Below are 14541 nucleotides of genomic sequence, written 5' to 3'. Positions count from 1 at the left end.
GGAATCGGGCGTACCTGGTCGGAAGTTCTGACCAGGTACGCCCGATTCCACTTGCCAGTGCGGGTGTTCTGGGAAGGAACGGCCGACGCTCTAGCGTCCCGCGGCGTACCCCTGCGCGCCGCGGGGGTTCGCGGCAGCGCCGAGGATCCCGGTGTCCGGGTCACGGGTGACGCACGACAGCCGGCCCAGGCTCCAGTCACCGCCGCGGGTCACGACGTGTCCGCGGGCCTCGAGTGCCCCGATGACCCCGTCGCCCAGGCGGTCCTCGACGACCAGGCCCGCGGGCTCCCACGTGCGCGGCCAGAACGACCCCGGGAACGACGTGGTGTGCAGCGCCGGTGCGTCGATGGCCTGCTGCGGGGAGTAGCCGCCGACGATCCAGCGCAGCAGGAACAGCAGCTGCCACTGGTCCTGCTGGTCACCACCGGGGGAGCCGAGCGCGGCGACGGGCTGCCCGTCGCGGAGCACCACGGTCGGGGTCAGCGTGGTGCGGGGGCGCTCGCCGGGCCGCAGGGTCGACGCGGTGTCCGGTTCGAGCCACGTCATCTGCAGGCGGGTGCCGAGGCAGAACCCGAGCTCGGGGATCGTCGGCGACGACTGCAGCCACCCGCCGGAAGGCGTCGCGCTGACGATGTTGCCCCAGCGGTCCACGACGTCGATGTGGCACGTGTCGCCACGGGTCTCGCCGTCGGGGGTGACGAACGGCTCGCCGCGGTCCTCCAGCGGAGCGGCCGGCGGGACCTCGGCGTCGGCTTCGGCCGCGCGGGCGACCTGCACGGTCGGTTCGCCCACCCCGACCGAACCCGCGGAGTCGTACGACGTCCGGACCGGCGGCAGTGCGTGCTCGACCCCCGCAATCGTGCCGGGGCGGAGCTCCGCCGAGGCCCGCTCGCCGATCAGTGCGCGACGCTCGTCGGCGTACGCGTCGGAGAGCAGGACGTCCATCGGGACCTCGCCGTCGCCGTAGAACGCCTCGCGGTCGGCGAGGGCGAGCTTCTGCGCCTCGACGATCGTGTGCGCGCCGAGCTCGGTCGACGGGTCGAGCAGGGCGTCGTCGAGCGGTTCGAGCAGCCGCAGCGTCTGGAGGAGCGCCGGACCCTGGCCCCACGGTCCGGTCTTGGCGATCGTGCAGCCGCGGAACTCGGCGGTCGTCGCGGGTTCGTACGACGCCCGGAACGCCGCCAGGTCGGAGGCCCGGATGACCCCGGCGTGGTCGGTGCCCGACGCGTGCCGGTGCGGTTCGCGGACGAACCGGTCGATCGCCTCGGCGACGTACCCCTCCGCCCACTCGGACCGGGCCGCATCGATGCGGCCGGTCCGGCTGCCGGCGCCGGCACCCGCCTCGACCAGCCGGTCGAGCACTGCGGCGAGTGCCTCGTTGCGCACCAGGTCCCCGGGGACCGGCACCGTGCCTCCCGGCAGCCACTGCGTGGCGGAGGTGGGCCAGTGCTGCTCGAACAGGCCGCGCACGGCGGTGATCGTCCGGACCACCGCAGGTGCGACCGGGTGGCCGTCGCGGGCGTACCCGATCGCGGGGGCGAGGACGTCGGCCAGATCCCAGGTGCCGTGGTCGCGGAGCAGGAGCAGCCAGGCGTCGACGGCGCCGGGGACGGTCGCGGCCAGCGCGCCGGAGCCGGGGACCAGGTCGAGGCCCTCGGCGCGGTAGTGCTCCGAGGTCGCGCCCTCGGGTGCGGGACCCTGACCGACCAGCACCGTCGGCACGGGGTTCGCGGCGGTCGCGAAGACCGCCGTCAGGTCGCCCCCGGGGCCGTTCAGGTGGGGCTCCACGACCTGCAGGACGAAGGCCCCGGCGACGGCGGCGTCGAAGGCGTTGCCGCCGCGCTCGAGCACCGACTGGGCGGTCGCCGTCGCGATCCAGTGCGTCGAGGCCGCCATCCCGAACGTGCCCTGCAGGTCCGGACGGGTGGTCTGCGCAGCGGGCGGGACGAAGGCGGGGTTCGGCGTCGACATGGTCCCATCCTGTCCCGCGGCGATCGGCTCCGCGCTGTACACCCCCCGTCCAAGGGGTTGTGCACCCCGCGCAGAAAAGCGAACATCGTTCGGCGACTCGTGCAGGGCGAGCGCCGAACGACCGCGCGCTCGCACGGTCGGTTCCAGGGCAGGGGATCCATGACCACCACTCCGTCGACCGTCGCACGTGCGCGCCGACTCCCACGCATCGCCGGCGCCGTGACGGCACTGGCCCTGGCGGCGGGGGCGCTCGTGGCGACAGCCGAACCGGCAGCGGCCTCTGCGGTCTGGGTCGGCTCGGCCCCGGCCGGCACCAAGATCCTGCCCGGCGACCAGGTCACGTCGCCGAACGGCCAGTTCAAGCTCATCATGCAGGGCGACGGCAACCTGGTCGAGTACGGCATCGGCAACCGCGTGCTGTGGGCGTCGAACACCGCCGGCAACTCCGGCGCGATCGCCGTGGTCGGCAAGAACCGCGCCCTCGACATCACGAAGAACGGCAAGCGTGTGGCCCGCTGGGCCTCGGCCGGCACCGTGAACTCGACCGCGCTGAAGGTGCGCGCCGACGGCACGATGGCGCTGCTCGCCGGCAAGACCGTCGTCGTGAGCTGGAACGGCTACCAGGACCGGGTCCCGTCGGGGAACACCATCCTGGGCGGCACCGTGCTGCGATCCGACACCTCGAACACGCGCATCCTCAACATGCGCACCGACGGCAACCTGGTGCAGAAGGTCAGCGGCCGCGTCGTCTGGCAGTCGCGCACCGGCGGACACCCGGGCGCCTGGGCCGAGCTGCAGGCCAAGGGCAACTTCGTCATCTGGACCCGTGACGCCTCGCGCAAGAAGGTCGCGCTCTGGAGCTCACGCACCAGCACCGCCGGGTCCGGCAACCTGCTCGTCCAGGTCGACGGCAACGTCGTGCTCTACGGCGCGAAGGACACCCGGGTCTGGTCGAGCCGACCGGTCACCGGCCTGGCCTGGCCCGTCAACGGCACGAAGATCACCGGCAGGTACGGCGACGACCGCGGCGCCGGGCACGTACCGCGCTACCACCAGGGCACAGACGCCCCTGTGCCGGTGGGGACGGCCGTGTACGGCTCCGGGACGGGGACGGTCACCAAGACCATCGCGAACGACGCGGCCTACGGCAACTACATCGTCGTCACGTACGGCATGACGGCGGTGCTGGTCGCGCACCTCAGCAAGATCGAGGTGAAGCAGGGGCAGATCGTGAAGCTCGGCACCGAGATCGCGAAGTCCGGCAACACCGGGCAGTCCACGGGGCCGCACGTGCACGTCGAGACGCGGCGGAACGGCACCCTCGTCGACCCGCTGAAGAACATGCACTTCCGCTGAGGCGGGGGGCGCGGGGTTCGGACGGGGTCGCGCGGGGCGGGCGCGGGGTTCGGACGGGGTCGCGCGGGGCGGGCGCGGGGGTCGGCGTTCGCTTCGTGAGCAGAAATGGTCGGGTCACCTTCGGGCACCCGACCATTTCTGCACTTCAAGTGCGGGCCCCCTCGCACGGTGCGAGGGGACGGTATCCCGGCTTGTCTATGTTGCTTGCCTTGATGGATCAAGGGCAGTAGACATAGGCTGTGAAACGTCAAGCCGTGCTCAAGCGCATCAGGATCGCGGCACGAGCGGCCGGCCTCGAGTACCGCGAAGTGGAACTCACGAACCACACCGGCATCGTCGTCGGGTCGACTCGGAGCACCGTCGGACGGCACTCCGAGATCGCTGACGGCACCGCTCGGGCGTTCTTCAAGCAGTTCGAGCAGGAGCTCGGGAAGGGGTGGTGGCGATGACCTACACGTCACGTGCGCATCGCGAGGGCAACTGGTGGATCGTGCAGAACGACCAGTTCCCCGGCGCGATCTCGCAGGTCCGTCGGCTCGACCTCGCTGCCGATGCCCAGCGTGAAGCGATCGCCTTCGTCGCCGAGGTCGATCAGGACGACGTCACCGTGGTCATCCGTGCCGAGCTCGAACCAGCCCTGGCGCGCTCGCTCGAAGAGGCCACCGCGCTGCGCGCCGAGGCTGAGGTGAAGGAGGCCCGCGCGCTCTCGCTCCGCAGGGCGATCGCTGTCTCGCTGAAGGACGACGGCCTCACCCTGCGGGACATCGCGGTCGTCCTCGGTGTCTCGTACCAGCGGGTGCACCAGCTCGTGCACGAGGGCGAGCCGGCGCTCACCGTCTCCTGACTCCTCGGACGCTCCTGATGTTCCGCATCTAGTACGTTGGCGGAGGTCCCGCGAACGGGGGAGGGACATTCAGTCGATTGATGACGGGTCGTCAACTACCGTTGCAAACGACCACAGGGGAGAAACGATGGAGTTCGAAGAGCGTCTCGCTGCGCTGGCGACGAAGGTACAGAACCAGCGCGAGGCCATCCAGACCGAGGAAGCGACGAAGAACGCGTTCGTCATGCCGTTCATCTCGACGATCCTCGGCTACGACGTGTTCAACCCGCTGGAGGTCGTGCCCGAGTTCACGGCGGACGTGGGTGTGAAGCGCGGCGAGAAGGTCGACTACGCGATCATGCGCGACGGCGAGGTGCAGATCCTCATCGAGTGCAAGAAGTCGACTGAGCCGCTGAAGATCGAGCACGCGTCGCAGCTGTTCCGGTACTTCTCCGTCACGAACGCCCGCATCGCGGTGCTCACGAACGGCGAGGTCTACAACTTCTACACGGACCTCGATGCGCCGAACAAGATGGACGACCGTCCTTTCCTCGTCCTCGATCTCGCCGACATCGACGAGACGTTGCTGCCGGAGCTCAGCAAGCTGACCAAGGACGTCTTCGACCTGGACTCGGTCATCAGTGCCGCCGAGGAGCTGAAGTACGTCGGGTCCATCAAGCGAGCCATCGCTGCGCAGTTCCGTGAGCCGGAAGAGGACTTCGTGCGCCTCTTCACGACTCGCGTCTACGACGGACGCTTCACCCAGGAGGCCCGTACCCAGTTCACGACGCTGGTCGCGAAGGCATCGAAGCAGTTCTTGAACGAGCAGGTCAACGACCGGTTGAAGACGGCGCTCGGCGCTTCGTACAGTGCTCCGGTCGGCGCCGAAGCCCCGGCTGAGGCGATGACGAGCGCGGCGGTGGCTGAGGACGACCTCGATCGCGACACCGAAATCGAGACCACGCTCGAGGAACTCGAGGGCTACCAGATCGTCAAGGCGATCGCCTGCAGCGAGGTCAAGCCGGATCGCATCGCCCACCGCGACCAGAAGTCGTACTTCGCCGTCCTGCTCGACGACAACAACCGCAAGCCGATCGCGCGCCTGTGGTTCAACGGCAAGAAGCAGAAGTACCTCGGGCTGTTCGACGAGCACAAGATCGAGACGAAGCACCCGATCGAGAACCTCGACGACATCTACCTGCACGCTGCAGCGATTCGGGAAGCTACTCAACGATTCGCGAGCTGACGTTCGCTTCGTGAGCAGAAATGGTCGGGTCACCTTCGGGCACCCGACCATTTCTGCACTCCAAGTGCGGGCCACCTCGCACGGTGCGAGAGCGCGCCCGCGGCGCGGATAGCCTGAGCGGGATGAGGAAGCGCGGTGGAACGGTGCTCGTGTTGGTGGCGATCGGGGTCCTGGCGGGGGTCCTGTCCGGGCTGTTCGGCGTCGGCGGAGGGGTCATCGTGGTGCCCGCGCTCATGGCCTTCGCGCACATGGACCAGCGTCGGGCCTCGGCCACCTCGCTCGTGGCGATCGCCCCCGCGGCCGTCGTCGGTGCGGTCACCTACGCCGTGCAGGGCGAGGTGCACTGGCTCGCGGCCCTGACCTTGGCGGTCGGCAGCGTCATCGGCGCCCCGATCGGTGCCCGGCTGCTCCGTGCCCTGCCACTCCGCGCGCTGCCCTGGATCTTCGTCGGGTTCATCGCCGTCGTGCTCGTGTCGCTGTTCACCACGGTGCCGACCCGCGGTGGCGAGGTGCACTTCGGGGTCGTCGAGGCGATCGTCCTGCTGCTGCTCGGGCTGCTGTCGGGTGTGCTGTCCGGGCTCGTCGGCGTCGGCGGCGGGGTCGTCATCGTGCCGGGGCTCGAGGTCGTGCTCGGTGCCGGCGACCTGCTGGCGAAGGGCACGTCGCTGCTCACGATGGTGCCGACGTCGGTGTCCGGGACGGTCGCGAACCTCCGGCGTCACGCGGTCGACCTGCGGGTCGGGCTGACGGTCGGCGTCACCGCCGCCGTGTGCTCGCCGGGCGGTGCCGTGCTGGCGCGCCTGGTGGACCCGCAGGTGGGCACCTGGATGTTCGCGGCGTTCCTGGTGGTCGTCGCGGTCATCGTGCTCAGCCGCGGACGTCGGAGGGCACCACAGAGCAACGAGAGCGAGGGGGAGGTCGCGTGACGGGCCTCCAGGCAGGCCGCGACGCTGAGGCCGTGCTGGCGGCGTTCGCCCGCACCACCGGCGACGTCGCCGCGGCCCGCCGGGTCGCGCGGCAGTTCCACGACCTCGACGGGGGCGAGCGTTCGGCGCTGCTCTGGAGCGAGGACGACGGTGCCAAGCTCGTCGCCGTCCTGCTGCTCGTGCAGGCGATGCGGACGCACCCCGACCCGGAGCTCACCGACGAGTACCTGTCCGCGGCGAAGGCCGAGCGGTTCGAGGACCCGGCGCTCGTCGACCTGGCCGCCGAGGAACTCGTCGGCGCACCGTTGCTGGGCGCTTCGACCGGCCCCTTGTTCGCGCTGGCGAAGTCCGACGTCGCGATGGTCCGCCGGATCGCGGTCGTGGCGACCCTGGCGTTCGCGAAGCAGGGCGACGCCGAGGTGCCGCTCGGGATCGCCGGGCGCCTGGTTCGGGAGCGCAGCGAGACGGTGCAGTCGGCGCTCGGTCTCGTCCTGCGCGAGACGGGGAAGCGGGCGTCCGAGCCGGCACTCGTGGCATTCCTCGAGCAGAGCGGCCGGTTCCTCAGCCCGGCCGCCCGCCGGACGGCCACCGAGCACCTGCCGCCAGGGGAGCGTGACCGGCTGCGGGGCTGACCGAGCGGCGCTGTGCTGTGAACCGACTGTGCAGTCTGCCCAACCGACCAAATGGTCGGTTACGGTCGACCGATGACCACGACCAGCACCACCCCGACCCACCGCGCCTCCGTCCGTGAGTGGGCGTCCCTCGGCGTCCTCACCCTGGCCGTGGTGCTCCTGGCGATCGACGGCACCGTGCTGGCCCTGGCGGTGCCGTCCCTGACCGCCGACCTCGACCCGACCGCGACCCAGGTGCTCTGGATCGGCGACGTCTACTCGTTCGCACTCGCCGGGTTGCTCGTCACGATGGGCAACGTCGCCGATCGGATCGGTCGGAAGCGCCTGCTGCTCCTCGGCTCCGTCGCGTTCGGACTGGCATCGGCCGCTGCGGCCTTCGCCTCGAGCCCGGAGCTGCTCATCGCCGCACGGGCACTCCTCGGCGTCGCCGGCGCCACCCTGATGCCCTCGACGCTGTCGCTGGTGCGCACGATCTTCCGCGACCCGCGGCAGCGCACCACCGCCATCGCGGTGTGGTCCGCGGGCGCGACCGGTGGTGCCGCGGCCGGACCACTCGTCGGCGGGGCGCTGCTGGAACACTTCTGGTGGGGATCGGTGTTCCTCATCAACATCCCCGTCATCGCGGTGATCGTCGTCGCCGGGGCGTTCCTGCTGCCGGAGTCCCGCGGCGGCGCCCGGACCCCGATCGACCTGCTCTCCGCGGTGCTCTCGGTGCTCGCGATCGTGCCGCTGGTCTACGCCGTGAAGCACGTCGCCGGGCACGGGTTCGGCTGGACGGTGCCGGCGACCGCGTTGCTCGGGCTCGCGTCGGGCTGGTGGTTCGTCCGGCGGCAGAAACGCCTGACCACGCCGCTCATCGACCTGCAGCTGTTCCGGATCCCGGCGTTCTCCGGTGCGGTGGTCGCGAACTCGCTGTCCGTCTTCGCGCTGAGCGGTCTGCTGTTCTTCTTCTCGCAGTACCTGCAGCTGGTGCGCGGGTTCACCCCGCTGCTCGCCGGAGCCGCGGAGCTGCCGGCCACCCTGGCGTCCATCGCGGTCATCGCCGTGATCGGCCTGCTCTCCCGTCGCGTCGGCCCCGGTCGCTCCATCGGCCTCGGGCTGGCGGTCGCCGCGGTCGGCATGGCCGGACTCGCCTTCGCCGAGGGGCTGCCGACGTACTGGGGGATCGCCATCGCGCTCGCCGTGGTCGGCCTCGGCGTCGGGGTGTCGATGACGCTGGCGACGGACGCGGTCGTCGCCGCGGCTCCGCGGGAGCGTGCGGGCGCCGCCTCGGCGATCTCGGAGACCGGGTACGAGCTCGGCGTCGCGCTCGGCATCGCGGTGCTCGGGTCGCTGCAGACCGCGTTCTACCGGTCGAACCTCGACCTCACGGGCGACAGCCTGGGTTCGGGGGTCGCGGACCGGGTACGGGAGTCGTTGGCGTCGGCGAGCCAGGTACTGCAACCGGGGTCGCCGGTGCTCGAGCACGCCCGTGAAGCGTTCACCGGTGGCATGCAACTCGCCTCCGTCTGCGCCGCGGTGCTGCTCGCGGTCGCCGCCGTGGTCGCGCTCCGGGTCATCCCGAACCGGCAGGATGGACCGCATGACCACTGACCGCAGCACGGGCCCCGGCACCGGCACCGACGGCTCCCGCGACCGCGAGCGCACGCGGCAGGCCGTGCTCGAGTCCGCACGCCGATTGCTCGCCGAGCGCGGTACGCGGGTGAGCGTCGCCGAGATCGCGACCGAAGCCGGCGTCTCGAAGAGCGGGCTGCTGCACCACTTCCCGTCGAAGGACGAACTCCTGCTCGCGGTCGTCGAGCACGGGTTGGCCGCGTTCACGGACGAGGTCATGCAGCACGTGGACCTCGCCGAGAACCGACCGGGCAAGGTCCTGCGCGCCTACGTCCGGACGCTCTGCGGCGGCAGCGAGCAGGCGATGGACCTGTTCGCACCGTCGTCGCACTGGCCCGGTCTGATGGCCGTCCCGGGGATCGCCGCGGCCGTCGCCGCCGACGCCGAGCACTGGCGGACGCTGTTCGCACGCGACGGCCTGCCCGAGGACCGCGCACTGGTGGTCCGGCACGCGGCCGAGGGCCTCGCGGCCGCGGTCGGCATGCCGCCCTACCTGGACGAGCGGGAGCTCGCGGTCGCGCGCGACGCCTTGCTCGCCCTGGCAGAACCCGCCTGAGGCGACGGCCGGGAGGCCCGGTGCGAGTCCGCCCCGCCGCTGGCCGCCCGCGCGCACCGGCCCCACCGCTGGCCCGGTCCGACGCCTAGGCTGCGGGCATGCACACCGAGGTGCCCCGGATCGACGCCGGACTCGTCGAACGACTCGTCGCGGAGCAGTTCCCCGACTGGGCCGACCTGCCCGTGCGCGAGGTCGACCACCAGGGCTGGGACAACCGCACCTACCGGCTCGGGGACGCCTTGTCGGTGCGAATGCCGAGCGCGGCCGGCTACGTGCCCGCGGTCGAGAAGGAGCAGGACGTCCTGCCGTACCTCGCCCGACGGCTGGACGTCGCCGTCCCGGAGCCCGTGGCGCTCGGGGAACCGGGCCAGGGGTACCCGTTCCCGTGGTCGGTGCGGCGGTGGCTCGACGGGGTGCCCGCCGTGCAGGTCGACGACCTCGACCACGAGCGCTTCGCGGCCGGGGTCGGTGCCGTGCTCCGGCAGCTCCGGAGCGTCCCGGCGACGGGCGGCCCCACCGCCGGCGCGCACTCGTTCCACCGCGGCGAGCACCCGTCCGTGTACGACGCCGAGGTGCGGACGGCGCTCGACACGCTCGGCGGCGGCAGGGGTGGGACCGACGGCACCGTCGTCGACCGCGGCGCCTGCGAACGGGTCTGGGCCGAGGCCCTCGCCAGCCGCTGGGACGGGCCGGCCGTCTGGTTCCACGGCGACGTCGCCCCCGGCAACCTGCTCGTCGACGACACCGGGCGGCTGTGCGCGGTGATTGACTTCGGCACGTGCGGCGTGGGGGACCCGGCGTGCGACCTCGTGCTCGCGTGGACGATGCTGGACGGCCCGGCGCGACGGGTGTTCCGGCGGGCCGTCGACCTGGACGACGACACGTGGGCGCGCGCCCGGGGATGGGCGCTGTGGAAGGCGCTCATCATGCTCGCCGGCAGTGCCGGACCGGGCGGTCGCGACGAGCACGAGCGGGCCCTCGCAGCCGTCCTCGCCTGAGGTCGCGACCACCGCTGCCCACCCGCGCCGACGTGCGCGAGGGGACGCGGGACTGGGAGCGTCCACGGGGCGGGCGCGTACCGAGGAGGGGAACGCGAGTCGTGCCTCCAGGCAGGCTCGAAGCGACCACGAGAGGAACGCAACGTGCGCGCACTGACCTACCAGGGCACCGAGAAGGTGTCCGTCGAGACCGTCCCCGACCCGACCATCCAGGAGCCGACCGACGCGATCGTGCGGATCACCTCCACGGCGATCTGCGGCTCCGACCTGCACCTGTACCGCGTGCTCGGCCCGTACATCGACCGCGGCGACGTCCTCGGCCACGAGCCGATGGGCATCGTGGAAGAGGTCGGATCCGGCGTCACGAACCTGAAGGTCGGCGACCGGGTCGTCATCCCCTTCAACATCTCCTGCGGCCACTGCTGGATGTGCCAGCACGGCCTGCAGTCGCAGTGCGAGACCACCCAGGTGACCGAGTACGGCACCGGCGCCTCGCTGTTCGGCTACACGAAGATGTACGGCCAGGTCCCCGGTGGCCAGGCGGAGTACCTGCGCGTGCCGCACGCCGACTACGGCCCCATCGTCGTGCCGGACGACGGCACCCCAGATGACCGCTGGCTGTTCCTGAGCGACATCCTGCCGACCGCGTGGCAGGCCGTGCAGTACGCCCAGGTGCCCGAGGGCGGCACCCTCGCCGTGCTCGGCCTCGGCCCGGTCGGCCAGTTCGCCGCCCGCATCGGCAAGCACCTCGGCTACCGCGTGCTCGCCGTCGACCCCGAGCAGGTCCGCCGTGACCTCGGGGCGAAGCACGGCGCCGAGGTGTTCGACCTGACGAAGGACCTGGTGCCCGAGCTCGTCGACCTGACCGACGGCCGTGGCCCCGACGGGGTCGTCGACGCCGTCGGCATGGAGGCCCACGGCAACCCGATGGCGGGCTTCGCCCAGCGCGCCGCCGGCCTGCTGCCCGACAAGCTCGCGCAGAAGGCGATCGAGACCGCCGGCGTCGACCGCCTGGCGGCCGTGCACGCGGCCATCGACCTGGTCCGCCGCGGCGGTACCGTCTCGCTGAGCGGTGTCTACGGCGGCATGGCCGACCCGATGCCGATGATGACGCTGTTCGACAAGCAGATCACCATCCGCGAGGGCCAGTGCAACGTGAAGCGCTGGATCGACGACATCATGCCGCTCGTCTCCGACCCGTCGGACCCGCTCGGCACGCTCGACCTGACCACCCACCGCGTCTCGCTCGAGGATGCTCCGCACATGTACGAGGTCTTCCAGAAGAAGCAGGACGACTGCGTCAAGGTCGTGCTCGACCCCGCGATGGCCGCAGCCTGATGCGCATCGTCGTCGTCGGTGCGACCGGCAACGTGGGGACGGCGGTGCTCCGTCGGCTCGCGGCCGTGCGCGCCGACGGCGACGGTGACAGCGGCCGTCACGCCGCCGGTGACGTCGCGCGTGACGCCGTCGGCGTCCAGATCGTCGGCGTCGCCCGGCGGCTGCCGGACCTGCGCGCCGAGCCGTACGCCGCCGCCGTCTGGCACGCCGTGGACGTCGGTGCCGCGGACGCCGTGGACCAGCTCGCCGCCGTGTTCCAGGGCGCCGATGCCGTCATCCACCTGGCGTGGGCGCTCCAGCCGACGCACGACATCCCCGCGCAGCACCGCACGAACGTGACCGGGACGGCGAACGTCCTGGCTGCCGTCGCGCAGGCCGAGGTGCCCCAGGTCGTCGTCGCGTCCTCGGTCGGTGCCTACCGCGGGGTGGACGTCGACGGCAAGCGCACCCCCGTGGACGAGAGCTGGCCGACAAACGGGATCCCGACGGCGACGTACTCGATCCACAAGGCCGCCAACGAGGCCGCGATGGACGCGTTCGAGGCCGCCCACCCCTCCGTGACCGTCACCCGGCTGCGCCCGGGACTGATCTTCCAGCGGGACGCCGCCGCCGAGATCCGGGGGCTGTTCCTCGGACACCTCGTGCCGATGTCGATCGTGCGGTGGATCCGCTGGCTCGTGCTGCCGCTGCCGTACCCGTTCGTGTTCCAGGCCGTGCACGCCGACGACGTCGCCGACGCCTACTGGCGAGCGGTCGACCGACGGGCAGCGGGGGCGTTCAACATCGCGGCCTCGCCCGTGCTCAACCCGCCGAGACTGGCCCGGGCCTTCGGCATGCTCGGTGCCGTCCGGATCCCGCTGCGGTTGCTGCGCGGGATCGTGACGGTGACGTGGCGGCTGCGGTTGCAGCCGACGGACGCCGGGTGGATCGACATCGCGGCCGGCGTGCCGATCATGCGGACCGACCGTGCCCGGTCGGTGCTCGGATGGGAGGCCCGACACACCTCCGAAGAAGCGTTGCGTGCACTCGTGGCCGGCTTCGCGGACGGTGCGAACGTTCCGGGGTCGGGGCCGCTGCGCGGCTGACCGGGCTGGGCTTGGCCGGGGTGGTGCGTGGGCTGGGCTGGGCTGGGCTGGGTGGGATTGCGCTGGGTGGGGCTCGCGCTGCCTGGTCGAATCGGGCGTACCGGGCGATCTCGGGCGTACCGGGTCGGAACTTCTGACCAGGTACGCCCGTTTCCACATTCCATCGCGGGCGTTCTGGGAAGGAACGCCCGCTCGTGTTCGCCGTCTCGCGCTACGCTTCGCTCGTCGTTGTGAGAAGGGGAAGCGCGATGGTGCTCAGTTGGTCCGCGTTCAGTGAGCTCGAGGGTCCGGGGGAGTCGGGGATGCCCGACCTGTTCGACGGCTGGCTCGGCATCGCGTTCGGGGTCGTCGCCGCGTTGGCGATCCTCACGACCCTGACGATCGTCATCCTGTCGCTCTACCGGGGCAAGCGGATGGCCGACCGTGGTCAGAACCCGCTCACCATGCAGGAGGACATCGCGTACCAGGCGATGCAGAGCCGCACGTTCGCACCGGACAAGCCACTCGAACAGCGGCTCGCCGAACTCGACGACCTGCACGCCCGCGGCGTGATCTCCGACGAGGAGCACCGCAGCGCCCGAGCCGAAGCGCTGCGCGGACGATGACGGCCTCCGAAGAAGTGCACAACCCCCTGATCCCGCCGGTCTACGACCTCGTCTGGACCCTGCTCATGGCGCTCATCGTCATCGCGGTCATCGTCGCCGTGTGCGTCGCGGTCGTCCGCAGTCGGCGCCCGCACAGTGCCCGCCGGAGCTCGCCGGAACAGCGGCTCCTCGAACTCGACGAGCTGCACGCCCGCGGGGTCATCACCGACGACGAGCGCCGAGCCGCGCGGGCCGAGGCCCTGCGCGGTTAGCCTGGTCGGGTGCTGCTGCCGATGGACCTGCTCGGGGTGTGGGACCTGCACCGCTCCGTGCGCGACCACCGCGCCGGTGCCACGGGGATCGTCACCGGGACCACCACCCTGACCCGGGTCGGTGACGGCGAGGTGCGCTGGGACGAGTCGGGCGTGATGACTTTCGACGGCCGGACGACCCCGGTGTCACGGACCCTGGCCCTGCGGCGGACGAGTACCGGCGGCTGGACCGTGCACTTCTCCGACGGTCGGGTGTTCCACGATTGGGTCTGGGGCACGAGCGTCGCCCACGCCTGCGCCCCGGACGACTACACGGGTGCCTTCGACGGCGACGAAGACCGCTGGACGGTGCGGTGGGAAGCGCGCGGACCGGCGAAGGACTACCGGCTGGACAGCGTCCTCACCCGACCCGGGTCGTGACCCGCGGGTCGGCGGTCACCGCCAGACTGGGGTCATGGCACGCTCCTCCGGCACCGACGCCCCGCGCATCACCCTGACCGAACCGACGAACCTCGAGGACTGGGCGCCAGCACCCGGTGACGTCCTGACGGGTGACCGCATCGAGGGCAAGCGCATCCACGTCCTCGACCTGGCCGGCGAGCGACTGCCCGACCTGGAGATCGAGGAGTGCGTCATCGACACGTTCCGGGGCGACGACGCGGACTTCCGTGGGCTCCGGGTCCGTGACTCGATCATCGACTCGCTCGACGCCCCGATCCTGCGGGCATCGAGCAGCACGTGGCGCGAGGTCCGGGTCTCCGGCGGGCGCGTCGGCTCGGCGGAGCTGTACGACTCCGGGCTGAACGGCGTGGAGTTCGTCGGCATGAAGTTCGGGTTCGTGAACCTGCGCGGCTCGACGATCACCGACGTGGTGTTCCGCGACTGCGTCATCGACGAGCTCGACATCGCCGACGCGAAGCTGCTGCGGGTGTCGTTCGACGGCAGCAGCATCCGCGCTGCCGAGGGGTCGAACACCCGCATCGACCACGTGGACCTGCGCGCAGCGGACCTCGATCGGGTCGAGCGGCTCGAGGGGTTCCGCGGGGCCACGATCGGCGCCGACCAGCTGTACACGCTCGCGCCGCTGCTGGCTGCACAGGCTGGCTACCGCGTCGACTGACCGAGCCCGGGTTTCGCGCT

At 71.5% G+C, this 14541-nt stretch carries 16 protein-coding genes; 15 read left to right on the top strand and 1 reads right to left on the bottom strand.

The window, feature by feature from the left end; genetic code table 11:
* Positions 1-90: 90 nt before the first annotated feature.
* The gene (locus HP445_RS11710; RefSeq protein WP_128780178.1) at positions 91-1971 is read right to left on the bottom strand and encodes a gamma-glutamyltransferase family protein; all 1881 of its coding nucleotides are present in this window, start codon (positions 1969-1971) and stop codon (positions 91-93) included.
* A gap of 159 nt (positions 1972-2130) precedes the next feature.
* Here HP445_RS11710 and HP445_RS18960 point away from each other — a divergent pair, with 159 nt between their 5' ends.
* From HP445_RS18960 to HP445_RS11635, 15 genes are all read left to right on the top strand, one after another.
* Positions 2131-3327 (top strand): peptidoglycan DD-metalloendopeptidase family protein, encoded by a 1197-nt coding sequence (locus tag HP445_RS18960; RefSeq protein WP_111028636.1) that lies wholly within the window; start codon positions 2131-2133, stop codon positions 3325-3327.
* A 239-nt stretch (positions 3328-3566) separates the two neighbouring features.
* Positions 3567-3776: a ribonuclease PH gene (locus HP445_RS11700; protein ID WP_217499911.1), complete on the top strand. Its 210-nt coding sequence runs from the start codon at positions 3567-3569 to the stop codon at positions 3774-3776.
* The gene (locus HP445_RS11695; RefSeq protein ID WP_128780177.1) at positions 3773-4171 is read left to right on the top strand and encodes a hypothetical protein; all 399 of its coding nucleotides are present in this window, start codon (positions 3773-3775) and stop codon (positions 4169-4171) included. Before HP445_RS11700 ends, HP445_RS11695 begins: the two co-directional genes overlap by 4 nt.
* A 127-nt stretch (positions 4172-4298) precedes the next feature.
* On the top strand, positions 4299-5396 hold the full coding sequence (locus tag HP445_RS11690; RefSeq protein WP_128780176.1) for a type I restriction endonuclease: 1098 nt from the start codon (positions 4299-4301) through the stop codon (positions 5394-5396).
* 122 nt (positions 5397-5518) lie between these two features.
* The gene (locus HP445_RS11685; protein WP_128780175.1) at positions 5519-6322 is read left to right on the top strand and encodes a sulfite exporter TauE/SafE family protein; all 804 of its coding nucleotides are present in this window, start codon (positions 5519-5521) and stop codon (positions 6320-6322) included.
* The gene (locus HP445_RS11680) at positions 6319-6954 is read left to right on the top strand and encodes a DNA alkylation repair protein (protein WP_164941144.1); all 636 of its coding nucleotides are present in this window, start codon (positions 6319-6321) and stop codon (positions 6952-6954) included. The genes HP445_RS11685 and HP445_RS11680 overlap by 4 nt, the downstream gene beginning before the upstream one ends.
* A gap of 72 nt (positions 6955-7026) precedes the next feature.
* The gene (locus HP445_RS11675; RefSeq protein ID WP_128780173.1) at positions 7027-8547 is read left to right on the top strand and encodes an MFS transporter; all 1521 of its coding nucleotides are present in this window, start codon (positions 7027-7029) and stop codon (positions 8545-8547) included.
* On the top strand, positions 8537-9124 hold the full coding sequence (locus HP445_RS11670) for a TetR/AcrR family transcriptional regulator (RefSeq protein ID WP_051597141.1): 588 nt from the start codon (positions 8537-8539) through the stop codon (positions 9122-9124). Before HP445_RS11675 ends, HP445_RS11670 begins: the two co-directional genes overlap by 11 nt.
* A 98-nt stretch (positions 9125-9222) precedes the next feature.
* Positions 9223-10122 (top strand): aminoglycoside phosphotransferase family protein, encoded by a 900-nt coding sequence (locus HP445_RS11665; protein WP_128780172.1) that lies wholly within the window; start codon positions 9223-9225, stop codon positions 10120-10122.
* Between the two features lie 144 nt (positions 10123-10266).
* On the top strand, positions 10267-11460 hold the full coding sequence (locus HP445_RS11660; RefSeq protein WP_071404842.1) for a zinc-dependent alcohol dehydrogenase: 1194 nt from the start codon (positions 10267-10269) through the stop codon (positions 11458-11460).
* Positions 11460-12545, top strand: a complete 1086-nt coding sequence (locus HP445_RS11655) for an NAD-dependent epimerase/dehydratase family protein (protein ID WP_128780171.1) — start codon at positions 11460-11462, stop codon at positions 12543-12545. Before HP445_RS11660 ends, HP445_RS11655 begins: the two co-directional genes overlap by 1 nt.
* A 248-nt stretch (positions 12546-12793) precedes the next feature.
* Complete coding sequence (locus HP445_RS11650; protein ID WP_128780170.1) at positions 12794-13150, top strand: SHOCT domain-containing protein; 357 nt, start codon at positions 12794-12796, stop codon at positions 13148-13150.
* Positions 13147-13401 carry a hypothetical protein gene (locus HP445_RS11645; protein ID WP_128780169.1) on the top strand — a complete coding sequence of 85 codons (255 nt, stop codon included), beginning with the start codon at positions 13147-13149 and terminating at the stop codon, positions 13399-13401. The genes HP445_RS11650 and HP445_RS11645 overlap by 4 nt, the downstream gene beginning before the upstream one ends.
* A gap of 9 nt (positions 13402-13410) precedes the next feature.
* Positions 13411-13821, top strand: a complete 411-nt coding sequence (locus tag HP445_RS11640) for a DUF6314 family protein (RefSeq protein ID WP_128780168.1) — start codon at positions 13411-13413, stop codon at positions 13819-13821.
* A gap of 34 nt (positions 13822-13855) precedes the next feature.
* Entirely contained in the window at positions 13856-14521 is a 666-nt protein-coding gene (locus HP445_RS11635; protein ID WP_128780167.1) for a pentapeptide repeat-containing protein, read from the top strand.
* Positions 14522-14541 lie beyond the last annotated feature (20 nt).

Origin of the sequence: Curtobacterium flaccumfaciens, assembly GCF_013359815.1 — a bacterium.
Taxonomy (GTDB): Bacteria; Actinomycetota; Actinomycetes; order Actinomycetales; family Microbacteriaceae; genus Curtobacterium; species Curtobacterium flaccumfaciens.
The sequence above is the reverse complement of the archived record's forward strand: the minus strand, read 5'-3'. Positions and strand labels throughout refer to the sequence as shown.